Raw genomic sequence first — 22,428 nt, 5'->3', positions numbered from 1 at the left:
GGCCCTTGGCAATACCGTTTTCCGGGCGCGTCGCCTGCCGAAGTTCGCATGCTGCGCTAAGGCGATGAATTTGTATGCTTTAATACGTGACCGCATGGCCACGAAAAGCCTGTATGGACTTGACAGTCACGCACTTTGAAACGTATGTTTCAAACAAGTGTTTGTCAGGCGGAGTTGCCATGGCCCAGTCGGAAACCGTTGAACGCATCCTCGATGCCGCCGAACAGCTTTTTGCAGAGAAAGGCTTCGCGGAAACCTCGCTGCGCCTGATCACCAGCAAGGCCGGGGTCAATCTGGCGGCGGTGAACTACCACTTCGGTTCGAAGAAAGCGCTCATCCAGGCGGTATTCTCCAGATTTCTCGGGCCTTTCTGTGCCAGCCTCGACCGTGAGCTGGAACGGCGGCAGACCAGCGCGATGCCCAAGGCCAGCCTCGAAGAGCTGCTGGAAATCCTGGTAGAGCAGGCGCTCGTGGTCCAGCCGCGCAGCGGTAACGATCTCTCCATCTTCATGCGTTTGCTGGGCCTGGCCTTCAGCCAGAGCCAGGGTCATTTGCGCCGTTACCTGGAAGACATGTACGGCAAGGTCTTTCGTCGCTACATGCTGCTGGTCAACGAAGCCGCACCGCGCATTCCCCCCCTCGAACTGTTCTGGCGCGTGCATTTCATGCTGGGCGCTGCCGCCTTCAGCATGTCCGGGATCAAGGCACTGCGTGCCATCGCGGAAACCGATTTCGGCGTCGATACCTCGATCGAACAGGTAATGCGCTTGATGGTGCCGTTCCTCGCTGCAGGCATGCGCGCGCAGAGTGCGGTGACCGACCAGGCCATGGCCGCCGCTCAATTGCGGCCACGCAGCAAGAGCGCCCCGGCGGTTGCCAAGGCCTGACGTGTGCCCGGTCGCCCTCCAGATCCCTCTCTACAAGGAAAATCCATGAGCACTCGTCTGCAAGGCTCCCTGATGGTCGACGTCGCCGGTACCTGGCTCAGCGCCGAGGACCGCCATCTGCTGCGCCAGCCCGAAGTGGCCGGGTTGATCATTTTCGCGCGCAACATCGAGCATCCGCGTCAGGTACGCGAGTTGACCGCCGCCATCCGCGCGGTGCGGCCCGACCTGATCCTGGCGGTGGACCAGGAGGGTGGACGCGTGCAACGGCTACGCCAGGGCTTCGTGCGTCTGCCGGCCATGCGCGAGCTGGCCTACCACGCGGATGCGGCCGTCCTGGCCGAGCACTGCGGCTGGTTGATGGCCGCCGAAGTACTGGCGGCTGGGCTGGACCTCAGCTTTGCGCCGGTGCTGGACCTGGATCACGGGCACAGCGCCGTGGTCGGCACCCGCGCGTTCGAAGGCGATCCCGAGCGGGCCACGCTGCTGGCGGGCGCGTTCATCCGTGGCATGAATGCGGCAGGCATGGCGGCATGCGGCAAGCATTTTCCCGGTCACGGCTGGGCGGAAGCCGATTCTCACGTGGCAATTCCCACCGACGAGCGCAGCCTCGAGCAGATTCGCGCCTGCGATCTGGTGCCATTCGCGCGGCTGGCGGGCAAGCTGGCGGCGGTCATGCCGGCCCATGTCATCTACCCCCAGGTGGACAGCAACCCAGCCGGCTTTTCGCGCCGTTGGCTGCAGGACATATTGCGCGGCGAGCTGGGCTTCGAAGGGGTGATCTTCAGCGACGACTTGTCGATGGCCGGCGCCCATGTGGTCGGCGACGCCGCCAGCCGTATCGAGGCGGCCCTTGGCGCTGGTTGCGACATGGGCCTGGTGTGCAACGACCGGGCGGCGGCCGAGCTGGCTTTGAGCGCGGCGCAGCGCATGGGCGTGCAGCCCTCGCCACGGATCGCCGCCATGCGCGGGCGGAGCCACGCCGACGTCGAGTACCGCCGGCATCCGCGTTGGCAGCAGGCGACAGCGGCATTGCGCAGCGCCGGCCTGATCGACTGAGGGTTGCGGTCAGCCGGTCAGCAGGCGCACTGGCTGGCCCGAATGCCAGGCCAGTATGTCTTCGATCATCTGGCTGAAGAACAGCCGATAGTTGTTGCCGCTGACATAGCCGATGTGCGGCGTTGCCAGCACATTGGGCAGGGTCCGGAACGGGTGGTCCAGCGCCAGGGGCTCCTGATCGAACACGTCCAGCCCCGCGCCGCCCAGGTGGCCATCACGCAGGGACTGAATCAACGCTGCTTCGTCGACGATCGGGCCGCGCGACGTGTTGACCAACCGCGCGCCCGGCTTCATCCACCCCAGCGCCTGGGCATCGACCAGCCCCCGGCTGCGTTCGCTCAGCACCAGGTGCACGCTGAGCACATCGGCCTGCTTGAACAGTTGCTGCTTGCTCACGTATTCGACGCCCACCTGCGCGGCACGCTCGGGTGTCAGGTTCTGACTCCAGGCAATCACGCGCATGCCGAACGCCTGACCGAAGCGCGCCACCTTTTCACCGATACTGCCCAGGCCCAGCAGGCCCAGTGTGCTGCCGTGCAGATCGCCACCCAGGCCGATCTGCCAACCGCCAGCGCGCAGCGAGTTCGCTTCACCGAGCAGGTCACGGGTCAGCGCCATCAGCAGTGCCCAGGTGAGTTCCGGCGCGGCGTGCTTGTAGCTGTCCGTGCCGGCCACCTGGATGCCCAGCCGGGTCGCCGCCTGCAGGTCGATGGCTGCGTTGCGCATGCCGCCGGTCACCAGCAGCTTGAGCTGCGGCAGTCGTTCCAGCAGACCGGCGTCGAACAGCGTGCGTTCACGCATCACGCAGATGATGGCGTAGGGCGCCAGGCGCTCGGCCAGCGCCGCGCTCCCGCCGCTGTAGTCGTGAATGAAGTCGAGGTCGCCTACGGCCTGCAGCGGGGTCCAGTCGACCACGTTTTCAGCGACCGATTGCCAGTCGTCGATGACGGCTATTCGCATGGGGGGTTGCCTCTTGTCAAAGCGGTTTCTGAGGAGTGTCCAGCCAGTCGAGCAGGGCCTTGTGGAAGCGCGCCGGCTCCTCCATTTGCGGGGCGTGACCAAGCCCGGCAAACTCCACCAGTGTGCTGTGAGGAATCAGCTGGCTGGCCTGCTTGCCCAGCACGGTGTATTTGCCCAGCGTGGCCTTGACCTGGGGTGGCGCGATGTCGCTGCCGATCGCCGTGGTGTCGGCGTCGCCGATCAGCAGCAGGGTCGGCACCTGCAGGTCCTTGAACTCGTAGACCACCGGCTGGGTGAAGATCATGTCGTAGATCAGCGCCGAATTCCATGCCACCAAGGTATGCCCCGGACCCTTGTTCAACCCCGCAAGCATGTCTACCCAGCGGTCATACTCAGGCTTCCAGCGACCACCGTAATAGGTGGTGCGCTCGTAGTTGCGGATGCCTTCGGCGGTGACCTTGGTTTCACGGTCGAACCACTGGTCGACGCTGCGATAGGGCACGCCCATGGCTTTCCAGTCTTCCAGGCCGATAGGGTTGACCATGGCCAGGCGCTCGGTGTCTTCGGGGAACATCAAGGCGTAGCGAGTGGCGAGCATGCCACCGGTGGAGTGGCCCATGATCACCGCTTCCTTGACCCCGATACGGGTCAGCAGGTCATGGGTATTGTTGGCCAACTGCTGGAAGCTGTATTGATAGTGCTCAGGCTTGCTGGAGGTGCAGAAGCCGATCTGGTCGGGCGCGACCACCCGGTAACCGGCATCGCTGAGCGCCTTGATCGAGCTTTCCCAGGTGGCGCCGCAGAAATTCTTGCCATGCATCAGTACCACCGTGCGGCCGTTGGCCTTGCCGTTGGCAGCAACGTCCATATAACCCATCTGCAGGCTTTTGCCCTGGGACTCGAAGGCGTAATGTTGCAGCGTGTACGGATAATCGAAGCCCTGCAGTTCGGGACCATAGGTGGGCGATGAATCGGCGGCCAGCAGTGGCTGGGCGAAGACGCTGGCGAGCGCCAGCATGGACAGGCGAAGCATGGGGGACCTCCTGGAGTGGGCTGTGAAGTGACGTGGACACGCGGGCGCAGGGTGTCGCAGGTCTGTACCGTAGCATCCATTGGAGGTTTGCACGCCCAGGTGGTGCCGAGCTGCGGCGAAAGAATGTCCGCTATCAGGTTTCAGAATGCTACAAACACGACGCGATCCTGGGCAGTTCGCCGCCCAGGGGTCGATACAACAATAATCAGTGAGGCAGACAATGCCTCTATCTGGAGACATGCCATGGCTTTTGAAACCATCCTCTTGGAAACTCGCGGTCGCGTGGGCCTGATCACGCTCAATCGGCCGCAGGCGTTGAATGCCCTCAACGCCCAGCTGATCGATGAATTGAACCAGGCGCTCGATCGCCTGGAAAGCGATCGCGAGATCGGTTGCATCGTCCTTACCGGGTCTGCCAAGGCGTTTGCCGCCGGCGCCGATATCAAGGAAATGGCAGAGCTGCGCTACCCGCAGATCTACCTCGACGATCTGTTCCATGAGAGCGACCGGGTCGCCAATCGGCGCAAGCCGATGATCGCTGCCGTGGCCGGCTTTGCCTTGGGCGGGGGGTGCGAGCTGGCGTTGATGTGCGATTTCATCCTGGCCGCCGACAATGCCAAGTTCGGCCAGCCGGAGATCAAGCTGGGCGTGCTGCCGGGCATGGGCGGCACCCAGCGCCTGACCCATGCGGTGGGCAAGGCCAAGGCCATGGAGCTGTGCCTGACCGGTCGTTTGATGGGCGCCGAGGAAGCGGAGCGGGCAGGGCTGGTTGCCCGTATCGTGGCCGCCGACCGACTGCTCGACGAGGCGTTGGAAGTTGCGCAGCAGATCGCAGCCAAGTCGCTACCGATCGCCATGATGGTCAAGGAGAGCGTCAACCGCGCTTTCGAAGTGAGCCTGTCCGAAGGCGTGCGCTTCGAGCGGCGGGTGTTCCACGCGGCGTTTGCCAGTGAAGATCAGAAAGAAGGCATGGCGGCGTTCATCGCCAAGCGCGAGCCGCAGTTCAAGGGTCATTGAGCAAAAAGGGGGACTGGTCGTCGACCAGCCCCCCTCGATGGCACGTGTTGCATGCTGCACTACAGCAGATAATTGCGCAGCTCGCGGGCGATCAACATGCGCTGGATCTCGCTCGAGCCTTCGTAGATCTGGGTGATGCGTGCATCGCGGTAATACTTTTCCACGGGGTAATCTTCAAGGTAACCGTAGCCCCCGTGCACCTGTACGGCGCTGGAGCAGACCCGTTCGGCCATTTCCGAGGCGAACAGCTTTGCCTGCGAAGCTTCGGACAGGCAGGGCAGACCGGCACTGCGCAGGCGTGCGGCGTGCAGCACCAGCAGGCGTGCAGCGTTGACCTGCACCTGCATGTCTGCCAGCAGGTTGGCCACGCTCTGGTGTTCGATGATCGGCTTGCCGAACTGCACGCGTTCACGGGCGTAACCCAGCGCTGCTTCGAAGGCGGCCCGCGCGATCCCAAGCGCCTGGGCAGCGATGCCGATGCGGCCGCCTTCGAGGTTGGACAGGGCGATGTTCAAGCCCTTGCCGCGTTCGCCGAGCAGATTGGCGGCCGGCACGCGACACTGGCTCAAGGTGATTGCACAGGTGTCGGAGGCACGGATGCCGAGCTTGTGCTCGCTGCGGTCGACGCTGAAACCTGGGGTGTCGGTGGGCACCAGGAAGGCCGACAGGCCTTTCTTGCCCAGCTCCGGGTCGGTGACCGCAAACACGATGGCCAGCTTGGCCCGTCGCCCATTGGTGACGAACTGCTTGGCGCCGTCGATCACCCAATGTTCGCCGTCGAGCACGGCGCGGGTGCGCAGGTTGTTGGCTTCGGAACCGGCCTGGGGCTCGGTGAGGCAGAAACAGCCAATGACCTCGCCGCTGGCCAGCCCGGCCAGCCAGGTGTCCTGCTGCGCCGGGCTGCCGTAGTTGAGCAGCGGGCCGCAGCCTACCGAGTTGTGCACGCTCATCAATGCACCCAACGCGCCGTCGGCAGCGGAGATCTCTTCGACGGCCAGGGCATAGGCGACGTAATCGGTGTAGCTGCCACCCCATTGTTCGGGCACCACCATGCCCAGCAGGCCGAGGGCGCCCATCTGTGCCACCAGGGCATCGTTGATCCAGCCCGCCTGTTCCCAGGCACGGGCATGGGGCGCCACTTCGGCGCGGGCAAAGTCGCGCGCCATGTCGCGGATCATGATCTGTTCTTCGCTCAGTTCCAGGTCTTGCATGGCAGACTCCGGCCTCAGAGGCCTTGGAAGAATGGCTCGACGCGTGCGCGGGTAAGCCGGTCTAGCGTCGGTGGGTTCCAACGCGGGTTCTTGTCTTTGTCGATCAGTAAAGCACGCACGCCCTCGATCAGGTCACCCTGTTCGAACCACTGGCGGTTGAGATGCAGCTCCAGGGCAAAGCATTTTTCCAGGGAGCAGTGGCGACCGCGGCGCAGCAGCTCCAGGGTGACCGCCATGGCCAGCGGTGAGCGGGTGCGCATCAGCCGCGCGGTGTTCTGTGCCCACGCCTGGCTGTCGGCGACGTTCACGTGTTCCAGCTGTTCGACCAGGCTGGTCAGGTCGTCCTGGCCGAAAAAGTGGTCGATGGCCGGTCGCAAGCGGTGCAGCGGGGCGTCCGCGAGCGTTTGCACACCGAGGCGGGCAAGTACACCCTGCAGGTCCTTGAGGGCGTTGTCGCTCCATTGCAGTCTGTCCAGGCGCTCGTCCAGCAGGCCCAGGCGGTCGCTTTCCACGTACCAGTCGGCCAAGCCGCAGTAGAGTGCATCGGCCGCCTCGATCTGGATGCCGGTAACCCCCAGGTAAGTGCCGATTTCGCCGGGGATGCGGCTGAGGAAATAGCTGGCGCCGACATCGGGAAAATACCCGATGGCCACTTCGGGCATGCCCAGCTTGCTGCGCTCTGTGACCACGCGCAGTTCGGCTGCCTGTGCCAGGCCCATGCCGCCGCCCAGGGTATAGCCGTCGAGCAGCGCCATGACTGGCTTGCGGTACTGATGCAGGCATTGGTCCAGCGCATATTCTTCATTGAAGAACACTTCGCGCAGGGCGTCCTGGTTGAGATGGCTGTGGTAGAGGCTGCGGATGTCGCCTCCGGCGCAGAAGCCACGGTCGCCGGCGCCGCGCATTACAACGGCATGGATGTGCGGGTCCAGCGCCCAGGCATCCAGGTAGCCGCGCAGGGTACGGATCATGTCGAGGGTGAGTGCATTCAGACCGGCTGGCCGGTTGAGGGTCAAGTGACCGATATGGTTGCGGACTTCGCCGAGTACTTGATCGTCGAGCCCCAGGGAAGAGCGCTGGGGCGGGGGAAAGACATGAGCTGTCATCGCTGAATCCCTGCTTGTTATTGATTTCCTGAGATAAATAAGCGGACCAGGCGATCGTGACAGGCAAGTTTGCAGCTTTCAATGCAGATTAATGCAGGCGTTGCCTGCAAATTTGCACGGGTTGCACGCGCTGGTCGGCATTCAGTAGACCGACCCCAACCAGCGTTCGTTCGCCCGCGCCCTGCGGCAAGTACCCCGTAGGAGCGGTCATCGGCCGCGTAAGGGGCACCGCGGATTGACAGATGCGCCGCGGCGCTCGTTTCGCGGCCACGGACCGCTCCTACAGGAGGGCGGTCACCGTAGGAGCGGTCATCGGCCGCGAAAGGGGCACCGCGGATTGACAGATGCGCCGCGTCGTCCGTTTCGCGGCCACGGACCGCTCCTACAGGAGGGTTGCATTCCCCTGTAGCAGCGGCGCGAGCCGCGTTGGCGATCAATGCGGTGGATCAGGCCACCGCTTCGATGACTTTGCCTTGCTTCTCGTAGAGGAAGCTGAGCACTGCCAGGCGGTACTGGTTGTACTTCGGGTCGTCGGCCAGGGCCAGTCGGCTGCGCGGGCGCGGCAGGTCGATGGTGAGGATTTCGCCGATGGTCGCCGCCGGGCCGTTGGTCATCATCACGATGCGATCGGAGAGCAGCACTGCCTCGTCGACATCGTGGGTGATCATCATCACGGTATTGTGCAGCTCGCTCTGGATGCGCATCACCTCGTCCTGAAGGTGCGCCCGGGTCAGTGCATCGAGGGCACCGAACGGCTCGTCGAGCAACAGCACCTTGGGCTGCATCGCCAGCGCGCGGGCGATGCCGACGCGCTGCTTCATGCCGCCGGATATCTCGCTCGGACGCTTGTGCAGGGCGTGGGTCATGTTGACCATTTCCAGGTTGTGCAGGGTCCAGGCGTGGCGTTCGCTTTTGCTCTTGCTGCGTTTGAAGACCTTGTCCACCCCCAGCGCGACGTTTTCATAGACGGTCAGCCAGGGCAGCAGCGAGTGGTTCTGGAACACCAGGCTGCGATCGGGCCCCGGCTGGCGCACTTCCTTGCCGTCGAGGATCACCGCGCCATTGCTCGACTCGATGAGCCCGGCGACGATGTTCAGCACCGTCGACTTGCCGCAGCCTGAATGGCCGATGATGGAGATGTACTCACCGCGCGCGACGTTGAGGTTGATGCCGCGCAGCACCTGGCTGGTAACGCCATCGCGCTCGAAGTGCTTGTCGACGTTTTCGATACTCAAGTAATGGCTCATGTTGCCTCCTCAGCTTTGCGAAGTGCCGCGGGTGACCAGGCGTCCGACCATCGCCACCAGGCGGTCGAGGCAGAAGCCGACCACCCCCACGTAGGCCAGGGCGAGGATGATGTCGCTGATGCGCGAAGCGTTCCAGGCGTCCCAAATGAAGAAGCCGATGCCGACGCCGCCGATCAGCATCTCGGCAGCGATGATCGCCAGCCACGACAGGCCGACGCCGATGCGCAGGCCGGAGAAGATGTAGGGCGCGGCCGCCGGCAGCATGATCTTGCTGAAGTATTCCGCGCCATTGAGGCGCAGCACCTTGGCCACGTTGCGGTAGTCCTCGGGGATGTTGCGCACGCCGACCGAGGTGTTGATGATGATCGGCCAGATGGCGGTGATGAAGATCACGAAGATCGCCGAAGGATAGCTGTCCTTGAAGCCGGCCAGCGACAGCGGCAGCCAGGCCAGGGGTGGCACGGTGCGCAGGATCTGGAACAGTGGATCGAGCCCGCGCATGGCCCAGGTCGATTGACCCACCAGTACGCCCAGGCTGATCCCCACTACCACGGCCAGGGCGTAGCCATAGGCGACCCGCGACAGGCTCGCCAGCAACTGCCAGGCCATGCCCTTGTCATTGCCACCGTTGTCGTAGAACGGATCGACGATCAGCTCCCAGGTGTCGGTGATCACCTGGGTAGGCGGCGGCAGCGCTGCGCCCTTGCCACTGCAGACCAATTGCCAGACCAGCAACAGCAGGGCACCGATCACCACCGGCGGCAGACACTGCTGAAGCACGAAGCGCCGGGTGTTCTTCAGCAGGCCCGCCAGTACCGGCGGCTTGACCTGAGCCTTGGCGACCGCTTGCGCGGCGCTGTGCAGCTTCTTCACTTCAGCATTCATGATGACCTCCGGTGCGTGCGGGAAACATCAGGCCAGGGCCTTGATGGACAGGCTGTCGAGATAGGCCTGGGGGTTCTGGGGATCGAAGGTCTTGCCGTCGAAAAAGGTTTCGATGCCGCGCGAGTCGGAATCGGGAATCTGCGCCGCTGGCACGTTCAGTTCCGCAGCGGCCAGGCGCCACAGGTCGGAGCGATTGACCCTGGCGACCAGGGCCTGGCTGTCGAAGTCCTTGGGCAGGTAGCCCCAGCGCTTGTTCTCGGTGAGAAACCACAGGTCGTGGCTCTTGAACGGGTAGGAGGCGAAGTCGTCCCAGTAGCGCATGATGTGCGGACTGTCGTTGACCACTTTGCCGTTGCCGTAATCGAAATTGCCTTTCATGCGCTCGGTGATGTCGGCGACAGGCGCGTTGATCCAGCGCCGCTTGGCGCAGATCTGCGCCACTTCTTCCTTGTTCTGCGGCTGCTCGCAGAACATCTGCGCCTCCATCACCGCCTTGAGCAGTGCTTTGGTCGCGTTGGGGTTCTTGTCGACGTAGTCGGCGCGCAGGGCCAGGGCTTTCTCCGGGTGCTTGTTCCAGATCTCGCCGGTGGTGTTGGCGGTGTAGCCGATCTTCTGGTTGATGAGCTGGGCGTTCCATGGCTCGCACACGCAGAAGCTGTCCATGCTGCCGACCTTCATGTTGGCAACCATCTGCGGCGGCGGCACGACGATGGTCGACAGGTCTTTGTTCGGGTCGATCCCGCCTGCCGCCAGCCAGTAGCGCAACCACAGGTCATGGGTGCCGCCGGGGAAGGTCATCGCCGCGTTGACGGCCTTGCCACTGGCGCGCTTGCTGGCCAGCGCGGCCTTGAACGGCGCGGAATCCAGGCCCAGTGCCAGGTCTGCGTGTTCGTTGCCCACCGAGATGCACTGGCCGGCCAGGTTCAGCCGCGCGACGATGTACATCGGCACCGGCTGGTTGTTGGGGGTGACCTTGCCGGCCGCGATCAGGTAGGGCATGGGGGTGAGAATGTGTGCGCCGTCGATGCCATTGGCGGCCGAGCCCAGCACTAGGTTGTCCCGCGTGGTACCCCAGGAGGACTGCTTGAGCACTTCCACTCCGGTCATGCCATGCTTGGCGAAAAAGCCTTTCTCGTCGGCGACGAACAGCGGCGCGGCGTCGGTCAGGGCGATGAAGCCCAGCTTGGCCGTGGTGGTTTCCAGGCCGTCGCTGCCTGCCGCCCACACCGCCGAAGACAGTCCCGGTGGCAGCAGGCCGAGGGCTGCGCCGGCACCGGCGACGGTCAACGACTGCTTGAGAAAGTGCCGACGCCTGGCGTCGTGTGCGCTTTCCGGGTGTCCTTTGAAAGGCTTGTCATCCATCGCTGATTCCCCTGCTGGTGGCGGCCAAAAAAAAATGCAAAAAAAACGGCGTTCACCCGTTCCCGGCAATGCTGTCGGGAGCGCGTGGACACCGTTGTCCAGGATTTGAAATGTCGACCACAGGTGGCTGCGGTCCTGTTGGTCTCAAAGCAGGTTGCGTGCCAAGGCGGCCTGCGCCAGGCGCTGCGGCCGTTTGCCAGCTTCAGGCCGCGTCACCGTGCACGGATGCGGAGCATGCCGCCCGTGGGATGTGCAAATAGGGCGCAATGTCGGCATCAACCCTTGCCGGCCACGGCCAGTACATTCTGCGCCATGTCGACCATGCGCAGCCCGCGCGACATCGCCGATTGCCGCAGTCGGGTGTAGGCCTCGCTCTCGCTCAACGCGTATTCGTTCATCAGCAACTGCTTGGCGCGCTCCACCAACTTGCGTTCGTTGAGCGCCTGGCGTGCTTCGTCCAGCTGCAGGTTGGCGTCCTGCAGGCGGTGGGTCTGGGCCTGCAGCAGGTCCAGCAACGAGCGGCCCATCTGCGGGCCGTGGCCGTCGGGCGCCGGGCTGTCGAGATCGCTGGCCTGCACGCTGAACAGGCGGGCATCGCCACAGCCCATGGTTTCCAGGCTGGCCAGGCGTTGCAGCAGCACGCGGTGGTTGTCCAGGTCGGCATTGGCCATCTTGATGCTGCTCTGGCAGCTGGCGAGCAGTTGTTCGGCCAGGTGTGTCTCTACCTCGTGCATCTGGTCGATGCGCTGGCTGTGCAGCTCGAACCACAGCTGCGACAGGCCCGGGTCGACGGGGTATTGCGCCGAAGTGCGCATACCCACCTCGCGCAGGCGGACCAGCTGTGCGGTGATCTCGCTGCGCTGCAGGTCGGCCCAGCGCTGCCCGGCCACCGGGTCGGCGAACTCGTCGAAGGTCTGGAAGCAGCGCTGCTGGCTTTGCGTCAGGTGCAGGATGCGCTCCTGCACACCGGCATCGAAGAAGCCTGCCGAGAAGCCCGCCACGCCGGTGGCGCGTTCCTGGCCGGCCAGCTCCTTGCCCTGCATGAAATTGAACAGCGCCACCAGCACTCGGGTGATACTCGGATCAATGGCGGTGTCGGCCGCTTCGAACACCACGGCCATGAGCCCACCCACCAGGCGGGTCAGGGCCGCCGTGGCGACGCTGGGGCTCAGCAGACGTTCGCGGATGCGACGGCGCAGGCCGGGCAGTTCGTCGAAGCCGTGCAGCACGTAGGCCACACGATTGAACAGGCGGGCACGGTCGGCAGCGCTGGCCGCGTTCAGGTCCATGGCCTGCAACCGCTGCAGCACGTCCTGTTCAAGTGCCCGCGCCTGTTCCGTATGCAGGTCGAGTTGGCTGCGGTAGGTTTCGACCTGGCTGCCCAGGTAGACGTTGGTGTAGCCCCGCTCGCGCTGCAGCGCGTGGACCAGGCGGCTGATCAAGGTCACCAGTTCGCAGGTGTCGGCAAGTCCGCGCAGACCTTCCAGCTCGCTGCGGCGGGCGGCCAGCATGAAGCGCAGGGCAGGGGGCATGGGGCGGTCTGGCAGGGCGCGGTCGGGCATGGCGGGCTCGCAACTTCGGTGATGGACAGCCCGACTGCATGCAAGTCCCGGTCCGATCCCCGTTGGCCGCTTGTACGCCGCTGCGTATGCCGGCAGCCGCGTAACTGCTATAACGCCCCAGCCAAACAATAAAAAAGGAGTTCACGATGTCCCCCATTCGTCTCGGCGTGGTCGGCTACGGCAAGATCGCCCAGGATCAGCATGTGCCCGCCCTGCGCGACAACCCGGCCTTCGAGCTGGCCGCAGTGGCCACGCTGGGGGCACCTTGCCCCGGTGTCGCGCACTTCGGCAGCCTGCGCGAGCTACTCGATAACGGCCCGGACATCCAGGCGCTGGCCTTCTGCACGCCGCCCCAGGGCCGTTATGCACAAGTGCGTGAAGCCCTGCAGGCCGGCAAGCATGTGCTGGTGGAAAAACCACCCTGCGCGAGCCTCGGTGAGGCCATGGCATTGGTCGAACTGGCCGCCGAGAAGGGCGTGACGTGCCTGTTCGCCTGGCACTCACGCTTCGCCGCAGGCGTCGAGGCCGCGCGGGCCTGGCTGGTGGGCAAGCAGCTGCAGGCGGTCACGGTCCAGTGGAAGGAGGACGTGCGCAAGTGGCACCCGGGCCAGCAGTGGATCTGGCAGGCCGGGGGGCTGGGTGTGTTCGATCCGGGTATCAACGCCCTGTCGATCATCAGCCACGTGTTGCCCGAACCGCTGTTCGTCACCCACGCCAGCCTGCGCTTTCCTGGCAACCGGCAGGCGCCGATTGCGGCCGACCTGACCATGAGTGACGCCACCGGCCTGACGGTCAGCGCCGCGTTCGACTGGGACCACGGCCACGACGAACTCTGGCAGATCGAGGTGCGCTGCGCCGAAGGCTGGCTGCGCCTGACCCATGGCGGTGCACACCTGCTGATCGACGACGTGCCACAGACGCTCGCCACGACAGGCGAATACCCATTGCTCTACCACTACTTCGCGCAGTTGATCGAGGCCGGTCGAAGCGATACCGACTTGCAGCCTCTGCGTCTGGTGGCCGATGGGTTCCTGCTGGGGCAGCGCGAAACGGTCGCCGATTTCCTCGACTGAACCTGCGTTCAGCGGCGCTGGGAGGGAGGGCTGGGCAGCGGTGCGAGCAGGGCGTCGATATCATCGCCCTGCAGGCGCCAGTCGCTGCCTTCGCGGGCATCGAGAACGCCTGCCGCCAGGGCCGACTTTTCCTGCTGCAGGCGCTGGATCTTTTCCTCTACCGTGCCACGGGTGATCAGCTTGTAGACGAACACCGGTTTCTCCTGGCCGATTCGGTAGGCGCGGTCGGTGGCCTGGTGCTCGGCTGCGGGGTTCCACCACGGGTCATAGTGAATGACCGTGTCCGCCGCCGTCAGATTCAGGCCCACCCCGCCGGCCTTGAGGCTGATCAGGAAGATCTGCAGCTTGCCGTCCTGGAAATCCTTGACCGGTGCCCGACGGTCGCGGGTGGTACCGGTGAGCAGCGCATAGTGCACGCCGCGCTTGTGCAGCTCCTGTTCGATCAGGCCCAGCATCGAGGTGAACTGGGAAAACAGCAGAATGCGTCGACCGTTGCCCAGCAGTTCGTCGAGCAGTTGCAGCAGACTGGTCAGCTTGCCCGAGCTGTGCCCTGGTGCAGGCGGGGCAACACTGTTGACCAGACGCAGGTCGCAGCAGACCTGGCGCAGCTTGAGCAACGCTTCGAGAATGATGATCTGGCTGCGCGCCAGGCCCTTGCGGTCGATCTCGGCCCGGACCTTCTTGTCCATGGCCAGGCGTACCGTCTCGTACACGTCGCGCTGTGCGTCATTGAGTTCGACCCAGTGGACGATCTCGCTCTTGGCCGGCAGCTCGGTGGCCACCTGCTCCTTGGTCCGACGCAACAGAAACGGCTTGATGCGCGCGTTCAGATGCTGCAAGCGTGCCTCGTCGCCCTGCCTTTCGATCGGCACGCGGTAGTTGCGGCTGAACTGTTTGCTGTCACCCAGCCAACCGGGCATGAGGAAATGGAACAGCGACCAGAGTTCGCCCAGGTGGTTTTCCAGGGGCGTGCCGCTCAGGCACAGGCGTTGCCGCGCGTTGAGCTGGCGCGCCGTCTGCGCGGCCTTGCTGCCAGGGGTCTTGATGTACTGGGCTTCGTCGAGTACCAATACGTGCAGCGGCACCTGCTCGAGCACCTCGATGTCCTTGGGCAGCAGGGCATAGGTGGTCAGCAATACGTCGTAGTCGGCCAGATGGGCGAAGTGTTTCTTGCGCGCGGCACCGTGCAGCGCGAGGACCTTGAGGGTCGGCGCGAAGCGGGCGGCCTCGTCCTGCCAGTTCGGTACCAGGCTGGTGGGCATCACCACCATGGCCGGGCGATCCAGGCGCCCCGCCTGTTTCTCGATCAATAGGTGGGCGAGGGTCTGCAGGGTCTTGCCCAGGCCCATGTCGTCGGCCAGGATGCCGCCCACTTCCAGCTGCCGCAAGGCCTGCATCCAGCTCACGCCCTCCAGCTGGTAGGGGCGCAAGGTTGCATTCAGGCCCCCGGGTGCTGCCACCGGGCAATGGCGAATGTCACGCAGCCGCTCGGCGAAATGGCGTACCTGCTCGCCGCCTTGCCAGTCCAGGGACAATGCCTGCAGCCCTTCCAGGCGCGTGGCATCGGCTGTGGCCAGGCGGATCGAGGTTTCCCCAGGCTCGCGCAGGTAGAAGTCGCCCAGGGTCGCCAGCACCGGCTTCAGCCGCCCATAGGGCAGGGCGACCTGCAGGGTTCGCTGGAAGCCGAGGTGGGAGGTGTGGATGGGCACCAGAATCTGCTCGTCGTCGCGCCGTCGCGCCAGGTGCGCCGGGTTGAGCAACTCGGGGTGGCTGCGCAGCAGGTTGAGCAGGATCGGCAGCAGGCTCAACGGCTCGCCGTCGACCACGATGCCCAGCTCCAGATCGAACCAGTCGCGTTCCGGCCCTTCTTCGATTGCGGCGTACCAGCGCTCTACCGGCGTCAGGTCGAACGCGAAATCCTCGGCGTATTCGATTTCCCAGCCTTGCTCGCGTAACCCCGGGAGTTCGTTGAGGATGAAACGCAGCCAGGCGGCATCGCTGGGCAGCTCGAAGATTTCGCCGGCGCTTTCGGGCAGAGCCTTGCTCTGACGGGTGGCGAGTTTGAAACCGATGCCCTGCAGCTGCTCGCGCAGGGCCCGCTCGGCGGCCGGCTGGCGCTGGATCCGGGCGCTCTGGTTGTTCCACTGGCGTGCCACGGCAGTAGGCCGCGGGCCGCTGACATACTCGCCCGCGTAGCCGTAGGCCAGCGCTGCGCGGTGCTGCACGTAGCGCTGCATCTTGCCGTTGCGCGGTTCGAAAGCGCTGAACTCGACACTGCCCAGCCACAACCGAGGGCGCGGTTGCAGGGTATCGATCAAGCGCTCATCGGGCATATCAACCGGCTTTCGGCGTGAGGCGTTCGAACAGCGCCTCGATGACGTTGAAACGCTCCTCGGCGCGCTCCATCGGCACCATGAACTTGAACAGCGTGGCGCCTTCGAACTTGTAGCGCTTGGGCTGGCTCTGGATCAGCTTGATCAGGGTCAGCGGATCCACCGGCGTGCTGGCGCCGAACTCGATGCGTCCACCCTGCGGGCCGCCATCGACCTTGGTGATACCTAGCTGCTCGGCCTGAAGCTTGAGCAGGGTCAGGCGCACCAGGTTCTTGGTGGGTTCGGGCAACAGGCCGAAGCGGTCGATCATCTCCACCTGCAGATCCTTGAGACCGTCCTCGTCCACCGCCGAGGCGATGCGCTTGTAGAGGATCAGGCGTGCGTGCACGTCGGGCAGGTAGTCCGCGGGAATCAGGGCCGGCAGACGCAGGTTGATTTCCGGGCCGCCTCCCAGCGGCTGATCGAGGTTGGGCTGCTCGCCCTTGCGGATCGACTTCACCGCGCGTTCGAGCATTTCCATGTACAGGGTAAAGCCGACTGCCTGGATCTGCCCGCTCTGGCCTTCGCCGAGCAGCTCGCCGGCACCGCGGATCTCCAGGTCGTTGGTAGCCAGAACGAAACCCGCCCCCAGGTCCTGGGTGTTGGCGATGGCTTCCAGGCGCTTTTCCGCGTCCGGGGTGATCTGCTGGCGCGGCGGGGTCAGCAGGTAGGCGTAAGCCTGGTGGTGACTGCGCCCCACGCGGCCGCGCAGCTGGTGCAGCTGGGCCAGGCCGAACTTGTCGGCACGCTCGATGATGATGGTGTTGGCGCTGGGCACGTCGATGCCGGTCTCGATGATGGTCGAAGCAATCAGCACGTTGAAGCGCTTGTGGTAGAAGTCGCTCATCACCTGTTCGAGCTCGCGCTCGCGCATCTGGCCGTGGCCGATGCCGATGCGTGCCTCGGGCACCAGTTCGGCGAGGTCGGCAGCGCATTTCTCGATGGTCTTCACATCGTTGTGCAGGTAGTACACCTGGCCACCGCGCAACAGCTCGCGCAGCAGTGCTTCCTTCACGGTGCTCTTGTTCTGCTCCATGACGAAGGTGCGCACCGACAGCCGCCGTGCCGGCGGCGTGGCGATGATCGACAGGTCACGCATGCCGGCCACGGCCATGTTCAGGGTGCGCGGGATCGGCGTGGCAGTCAGGGTCAGGATGTCGACTTCGCTGCGCAGGGCCTTGAGCGCTTCTTTCTGGCGCACCCCGAAGCGGTGCTCCTCGTCGATGATCACCAGGCCCAGGTTCTTGATCTTGACGTCGTCCTGGAGCAGCTTGTGGGTACCGATGACGATGTCGATCTTGCCCTCGGCCAGTTGCGCCACCGCGCTGTTGACCTCCTTGGTCGACTTGAAGCGGCTCATCACCTCGACGCTGACCGGCCAGTCGGCGAAGCGGTCACGGAAGCTGTTGTAGTGTTGCTGGGCGAGCAGCGTGGTCGGCACCAGAATGGCCACCTGACGACCACCGTGCACGGCGATGAACGCGGCACGCATGGCCACTTCGGTCTTGCCGAAGCCAACGTCGCCGCACACCAGGCGGTCCATCGGCTTGGGCGCCAGCATGTCGTGGCGCACCGCGTCGATGGCCGATTGCTGGTCCGGGGTTTCCTCGAAGGCGAAGCCGGCACTGAACGTGGCGTAGTCCAGCGCCGGGTCGGCGAAGGCATAGCCTTTGCGGGCAGCACGGCGCGCATAGATGTCGAGCAACTCGGCGGCCACGTCGCGGACCTGCTCGGCCGCCTTGCGCTTGGCCTTCTGCCAGGTTTCCGAACCAAGCCGGTGCAGCGGCGCCAGTGCATCGTCGCTACCGGTGTAGCGGGCGATCAGGTGCAGGTTGGCCACCGGCACGTACAGCTTGGCGTTCTCGGCGTAGGCCAGGGTCAGGAACTCGGCAACCTGATTGTCGATCTCCAGCGTCGCCAGACCCAGGTAGCGGCCCACACCGTGGTCGATGTGCACCACTGGCGCGCCTTCACGCAATTCGGTGAGGTTCTTGATGACGTTGTCGTTGGCGGCGTCGGCACGCTTGTCACGGCGCCGGCGCTGCATGACGCGCTGGCCGAACAGCGGGCTTTCGGCGATCAGGGCCAGGGCCGGGTCGAGAATCTGCAGGCCCTCGTCCAGTGGCGCGATGGTGATCGCCAGGCGCTCCTTGCCCTGGGCGAACTCTTCCCAGCCGTCCACGGTCCTCGGGCGGACCTTGAGCCGCTCGAGCAACTCCAGCAGCACTTCGCGACGGCCAGCCGATTCGGCGGTGAACAGTACCCGCCCGGGGAACTGGTCGAGGAATCCGGCCAGCGCGGCGAGGGGCTGGCTGGCCTTGGCCTCGATGGCCAGGTCCGGCAGTTTGGCTGCGGCAAAGCGCTCGCGGCCCGGCCCCGGTTCCAGATCGTCCTGGCTAACGATGACGCGCGGCCAGGTCTTGAGTTGGGCGAAGCAGTCTTCCACCGGCATGAACAGCTCTGCGGGCGGCAGCAGGGGCCGCGCGGGATCGACCCGGCGCTCTTCATAGCGGTTGCGCACATCGCTCCAGAAATGCTCGGCGGCCTGTTCGATGCCGGGCAGCGAAAACACCTGGGTGTCCTGGGGCAGGTAGTCGAACAGGGTCGAGGTTTCTTCGAAGAACAGCGGCAGGTAGTACTCGATGCCAGCAGGCGTGATGCCGCTGCTCAGGTCCTGGAAGATCGGGCAGCGCCGGAAGTCGACGTCGAAGCGTTCGCGAAAGCGCGCCTTGAAGCGGGTTACCGCCTCCTTCTGCAAGGGGAACTCACGTGCCGGCAGCAGGCGGATCGATTCGACCTTGTCGATGGAACGCTGGGTCTCCGGATCGAAGGTGCGCAGGGTCTCGATCTCGTCGTCGAACAGGTCGATCCGGTAGGGCAGTTTGCTGCCCATGGGGAACAGGTCGATCAGGGCGCCGCGCACGGCGAACTCGCCGTGTTCATAGACGGTGTCGACATAGCGGTAGCCGCTGGCTTCCAGGCGCGTGCGCATCTGCTCCACGTCCAGGCGCTGACCAACATCCAGCACCAGGCTGCTGCCGAGCAGAAACTGGGTCGGTGCCAGCCTGTGTAGGGCAGTGGTGATGGGCACTACCAAAACCCCGTGTGCCAGCTCGGGCAGGCGGTAGAGGGCGGCGATGCGCTGCGAGATGATGTCCTGGTGCGGCGAGAACAGGTCGTAGGGCAGGGTTTCCCAGTCGGGGAAATGCAGCACCGGCAACTGCGGGGCGAAAAAGCGCAGTTCCTGTTCCAGCCGATCGGCGCTCTGGCTGTCGGCGGTCAGCAGCAGGGTGAAGCGCTTGGCGGCATTGGCCGCTTCGGCGATCGCCAGGCTCAGGGCGGCCCCGGGCAGGTTGCCCCAGGCATGTTTGCCTGCCGAGGCAGGGAGTTGCGGAAGGCGCAGAACAGGCACGGGAGGTTGAGCTCCAAGCGTTGCGGCGGAAAACCGGGATTGTACCGGGGCGGCGGGGGGCTGTCAGGTGCTGTGATGGGGTTGTGCCATTGTGCGGCTTCTACAAGCAGACCCTGAAGGATCCGGGCATTGATTTTCTTGTTCGATCGCGGAGGAATCGGCCCGCAGAGGGCGCGCCATGGTCCCTCGCCATAAAACCGCCGGGTGTCGCCTACCTCATTGGTACACCTCGGTTTTTTTGACGGCCCGATTCGCCAAACTTCACGACGCCGATAAGCGCGGATTGCTCCCGCCGCGCGGCGAAGTCATAATGTAGCCCGTTTTCTTAGCCCCTACATGTGGAAGGTTACCGTGACTCAGAAGCCCGACCAGTGTCTTGGTGAATGGATCGATCGTGAAGCACTCGCCGAAGCGATGATTCCGTTGATCGGCCAGCTCTACCGCAATAACAACGTAGTCACCTCCATCTACGGCCGCAGCCTGATCAACCGTTCGGTGATCGAACTGCTCAAGGCGCACCGCTTCGCTCGCCACCGCCAGTCCGATTCCTCGGAGCTGTCGGTGCACGAGACGTTCCCGCTGATCAAGGCGATGAGCGAACTCAAGCTGGGCGCCGCCTCCGTCGATCTGGGCAAACTCGCGGTCAAGTTCAAGGAAAGCGGCAACGGGCGCACTGCCGAACAGTTCGTGCGTGAAGAACTGGCAGACGTGGTCGGCAAGCAGAACGAAGGCGAGCGTACCGGTACCGACGTGGTGCTGTACGGTTTTGGCCGCATCGGTCGCCTCCTGGCGCGCATCCTGGTGGAGAAGGCAGGTGCCGGCGATGGCCTGCGTCTGCGGGCGATCGTCGTGCGCAAGGGCGCCGACAACGATCTGGTCAAGCGCGCCAGCCTGCTGCGTCGCGACTCGGTGCACGGTTCGTTCGACGGCATCATCCATGTCGACGAAGCCAACAGCACCCTGACGGTTAACGGCAACCTGATCCAGGTCATCTACGCCAAGAACCCCAGCGAAGTCGACTACACCCAGTACGGCATCAAGAATGCCCTGCTGGTCGACAACACCGGCGTGTGGCGCGATGCCGACGGCCTCGGCCAGCACCTGGCCTGCCCCGGCATCGACCGCGTGGTGCTGACCGCACCGGGCAAGGGCAAGCTGAAGAACATCGTGCACGGCATCAACCACGGCCAGATCACCGCAGACGACAAGATCGTTTCGGCGGCGTCCTGCACCACCAATGCCATCGTGCCGGTGCTCAAGGCGGTCAACGACAAGTTCGGCATCATCAACGGCCACGTCGAAACCGTTCACTCGTACACCAACGACCAGAACCTCATCGACAACTTCCACAAGGGCGACCGTCGCGGCCGTTCCGCGGCGTTGAACATGGTCATCACCGAGACCGGCGCCGCCACCGCTGCCGCCAAGGCTCTGCCTGAACTGGCTGGCAAGCTGACCGGCAACGCGATCCGCGTGCCGACGCCGAACGTCTCCATGGCCATCCTCAACCTGAACCTGGAAAAGGCCAGTACTCGCGAAGAAATGAACGAGTACCTGCGCTACATGGCGCTGCATTCGGACCTGTCCCGGCAGATCGACTTCGTCAACTCGCAGGAAGTGGTATCGACCGACTTCGTCGGCTCGCGCTACGCCGGTGTGGTCGATGCCGAAGCCACCATCTGCAACGACAACCGCGTCGTGTTGTACGTCTGGTACGACAACGAGTTCGGCTACAGCTGCCAGGTCGTGCGCGTGATGGAAGACATGGCGGGCGTCAACCCTCCAGCTTTCCCTCACTGAGCCTGACCGCTGAATGAAAACGCCCCGACTGGTTCGGGGCGTTTTTGTGTGTGGGTGTCAGTCAGGACCCCGTCACGGGCAGAGCCCGCGTGCTTTTGTGGGAGCGGGTCTCTGCCCGCGAAGGCCGCGCCACCGTTTCACGCCTGCGCCGCCAACGCAGTCCGCTGCGCATGGCGGTCGCCACGAAACAGCACCAAAGTCGCCACCAACCCCAACACCGCCGCGCCACTGAGCCAGATGCCCGGTGCCGCCTTGTTGTCCAGGGCATGAATCAGGTAGGTGCAGGCGACCGGGGTGAACCCGCCAAACGTCGCCGTGGCCAGGCTGTAGGCCAGGGAAAACCCGGTGGTGCGCACGTCCAGCGGCATGATCTCGGTCAACGCCACAACCATGGCACCGTTGTACGAGCCATACAGGAACGACAGCCACAACTCGACCGTCAGCAGACGCGCGAAGCTGGGGTCAGCCACCAGCCATGACAAGGTCGGATAGGCCGTCAGAATCGCCAGCACCGTGGCCGCAAGCAGCAACGGTTTGCGCCCGATCCGGTCCGACAGCGCGCCCATGATCGGCAACCAGATGAAGTTGGAAATGCCCACCGCCATGGTCACCAGCAACGCATCCATGTCCGACAGGTGCAGCTCGTTCTTGCCGAACGTCGGCGTGTAGGCAGTAATCAGGTAGAACGACACGGTGGTCATCACGACCAGCGCCATGCCCGCCAGCACCAGACGGAAATTCTGCGCCACCGAGTGCACCACCTGCTTGAGGGTTGGGCGGTGGGTGCGAGCCTCGAACTCCGGCGTCTCCTCCAGCGAACGGCGGATGAAAAAGATCACGGGTACGATCATGCAACCCACCAGGAACGGCACCCGCCAGCCCCATTCGCCCATCTGTCGTGCATCCAGGAAGTGGTTGAGCAATACCCCCAGCAGGCCGGCGAAGACCACGGCGACCTGCTGACTGGCAGACTGCCAACTGACGAAAAAGCCCTTGCGCCCTGGTGTGGCGATTTCCGCCAGATACACCGACACCCCGCCCAGTTCGACGCCTGCGGAAAAGCCCTGCAGCAGCCGGCCGAGCAACACCAGTAAAGGTGCTGCAACGCCCAGGGTCGCATAGCCCGGTACGCAGGCAATCAACACCGTGCCCATGGCCATCAACGCCAGGGTCACGATCAGCCCTTTGCGGCGCCCGTGCCGGTCGATGTAGGCACCCAGAAAGATTGCCCCGAGCGGGCGCATGAGAAAACCGGCACCGAAGGTGGCCAGCGATAGCATCAATGAAGCGAAGGCGCTGTCGGTCGGAAAGAAAGTCTTGGCGATTGCCGTGGCATAGAAGCCATAGACCATGAAATCGAACATTTCGAGAAAATTGCCGCTGACAACGCGAAAGATCGCCTTGCCTTTACCCACCTCAGACGTCATGGCCGTGCTCACTCTACT

At 64.4% G+C, this 22,428-nt stretch carries 16 protein-coding genes; 5 read left to right on the top strand and 11 right to left on the bottom strand.

Features of this window, described 5'->3' with window-relative positions; translation table 11 throughout:
* Nucleotides 1-179 precede the first annotated feature (179 nt).
* Together IFT76_RS03260 and nagZ are read left to right on the top strand one after the other, a co-directional pair.
* On the top strand, nucleotides 180-887 hold the full coding sequence (locus tag IFT76_RS03260; protein ID WP_122478788.1) for a TetR/AcrR family transcriptional regulator: 708 nt from the start codon (nucleotides 180-182) through the stop codon (nucleotides 885-887).
* 45 nt (nucleotides 888-932) lie between these two features.
* Nucleotides 933-1,943, top strand: coding sequence for a beta-N-acetylhexosaminidase (nagZ, locus tag IFT76_RS03255; protein ID WP_192057396.1), 1,011 nt, complete (start codon nucleotides 933-935; stop codon nucleotides 1,941-1,943).
* A 9-nt stretch (nucleotides 1,944-1,952) separates the two neighbouring features.
* Here the strand turns inward: nagZ and IFT76_RS03250 are convergent, their stop codons facing one another.
* Nucleotides 1,953-2,903, bottom strand: a complete 951-nt coding sequence (locus IFT76_RS03250) for a D-2-hydroxyacid dehydrogenase family protein (RefSeq protein WP_192057395.1) — start codon at nucleotides 2,901-2,903, stop codon at nucleotides 1,953-1,955.
* A gap of 16 nt (nucleotides 2,904-2,919) precedes the next feature.
* Entirely contained in the window at nucleotides 2,920-3,936 is a 1,017-nt protein-coding gene (locus tag IFT76_RS03245) for an alpha/beta fold hydrolase (RefSeq protein WP_192057394.1), read from the bottom strand.
* A gap of 243 nt (nucleotides 3,937-4,179) precedes the next feature.
* Between IFT76_RS03245 and IFT76_RS03240 the strand changes: the two genes are divergently transcribed.
* A complete protein-coding gene (locus IFT76_RS03240) occupies nucleotides 4,180-4,953 on the top strand; it encodes an enoyl-CoA hydratase (protein WP_122712961.1) in 774 nt (257 codons plus the stop codon).
* 59 nt (nucleotides 4,954-5,012) lie between these two features.
* Here IFT76_RS03240 and IFT76_RS03235 read toward each other — a convergent pair whose 3' ends face one another.
* The 6 genes from IFT76_RS03235 to IFT76_RS03210 form a co-directional block, all read right to left on the bottom strand.
* A complete protein-coding gene (locus IFT76_RS03235; RefSeq protein ID WP_192057393.1) occupies nucleotides 5,013-6,164 on the bottom strand; it encodes an acyl-CoA dehydrogenase family protein in 1,152 nt (383 codons plus the stop codon).
* 14 nt (nucleotides 6,165-6,178) lie between these two features.
* On the bottom strand, nucleotides 6,179-7,270 hold the full coding sequence (locus tag IFT76_RS03230; protein WP_192057392.1) for an enoyl-CoA hydratase/isomerase family protein: 1,092 nt from the start codon (nucleotides 7,268-7,270) through the stop codon (nucleotides 6,179-6,181).
* 446 nt (nucleotides 7,271-7,716) lie between these two features.
* Nucleotides 7,717-8,517 (bottom strand): ABC transporter ATP-binding protein, encoded by an 801-nt coding sequence (locus IFT76_RS03225; protein WP_122478775.1) that lies wholly within the window; start codon nucleotides 8,515-8,517, stop codon nucleotides 7,717-7,719.
* A gap of 9 nt (nucleotides 8,518-8,526) precedes the next feature.
* Nucleotides 8,527-9,402 carry a nitrate ABC transporter permease gene (gene ntrB, locus IFT76_RS03220; protein WP_122478773.1) on the bottom strand — a complete coding sequence of 292 codons (876 nt, stop codon included), beginning with the start codon at nucleotides 9,400-9,402 and terminating at the stop codon, nucleotides 8,527-8,529.
* 27 nt (nucleotides 9,403-9,429) lie between these two features.
* Nucleotides 9,430-10,764 (bottom strand): CmpA/NrtA family ABC transporter substrate-binding protein, encoded by a 1,335-nt coding sequence (locus IFT76_RS03215; protein WP_192057391.1) that lies wholly within the window; start codon nucleotides 10,762-10,764, stop codon nucleotides 9,430-9,432.
* A 275-nt stretch (nucleotides 10,765-11,039) separates the two neighbouring features.
* Entirely contained in the window at nucleotides 11,040-12,296 is a 1,257-nt protein-coding gene (locus IFT76_RS03210) for a nitrate regulatory protein (protein WP_192057390.1), read from the bottom strand.
* A gap of 176 nt (nucleotides 12,297-12,472) precedes the next feature.
* On the opposite strand from IFT76_RS03210, the gene IFT76_RS03205 reads away from it, so the two are divergent.
* Nucleotides 12,473-13,399 carry a Gfo/Idh/MocA family protein gene (locus IFT76_RS03205; RefSeq protein WP_192057389.1) on the top strand — a complete coding sequence of 309 codons (927 nt, stop codon included), beginning with the start codon at nucleotides 12,473-12,475 and terminating at the stop codon, nucleotides 13,397-13,399.
* Nucleotides 13,400-13,407: 8 nt separating this feature from the next.
* On the opposite strand, the gene IFT76_RS03200 is transcribed toward IFT76_RS03205, so the two are convergent.
* On the bottom strand, nucleotides 13,408-15,732 hold the full coding sequence (locus tag IFT76_RS03200; RefSeq protein ID WP_192057388.1) for a DEAD/DEAH box helicase: 2,325 nt from the start codon (nucleotides 15,730-15,732) through the stop codon (nucleotides 13,408-13,410).
* Between the two features lies 1 nt (nucleotide 15,733).
* Nucleotides 15,734-19,183 carry a transcription-repair coupling factor gene (gene mfd, locus IFT76_RS03195; RefSeq protein ID WP_192057387.1) on the bottom strand — a complete coding sequence of 1,150 codons (3,450 nt, stop codon included), beginning with the start codon at nucleotides 19,181-19,183 and terminating at the stop codon, nucleotides 15,734-15,736.
* 336 nt (nucleotides 19,184-19,519) lie between these two features.
* Between mfd and IFT76_RS03190 the strand changes: the two genes are divergently transcribed.
* A complete protein-coding gene (locus IFT76_RS03190) occupies nucleotides 19,520-20,983 on the top strand; it encodes a glyceraldehyde-3-phosphate dehydrogenase (RefSeq protein ID WP_192054183.1) in 1,464 nt (487 codons plus the stop codon).
* 137 nt (nucleotides 20,984-21,120) lie between these two features.
* On the opposite strand, the gene tcuC is transcribed toward IFT76_RS03190, so the two are convergent.
* Nucleotides 21,121-22,410 (bottom strand): MFS transporter, encoded by a 1,290-nt coding sequence (gene tcuC, locus IFT76_RS03185; protein WP_185793698.1) that lies wholly within the window; start codon nucleotides 22,408-22,410, stop codon nucleotides 21,121-21,123.
* Nucleotides 22,411-22,428: the final 18 nt, after the last annotated feature.

It is taken from the genome of Pseudomonas sp. CFBP 13727 (genome assembly GCF_014841915.1).
In the GTDB taxonomy this organism is placed as follows: Bacteria; Pseudomonadota; Gammaproteobacteria; order Pseudomonadales; family Pseudomonadaceae; genus Aquipseudomonas; species Aquipseudomonas baltica.
Note: the sequence above shows the minus strand (reverse complement) of the source record. Positions and strands in the feature narration are given on the sequence as shown.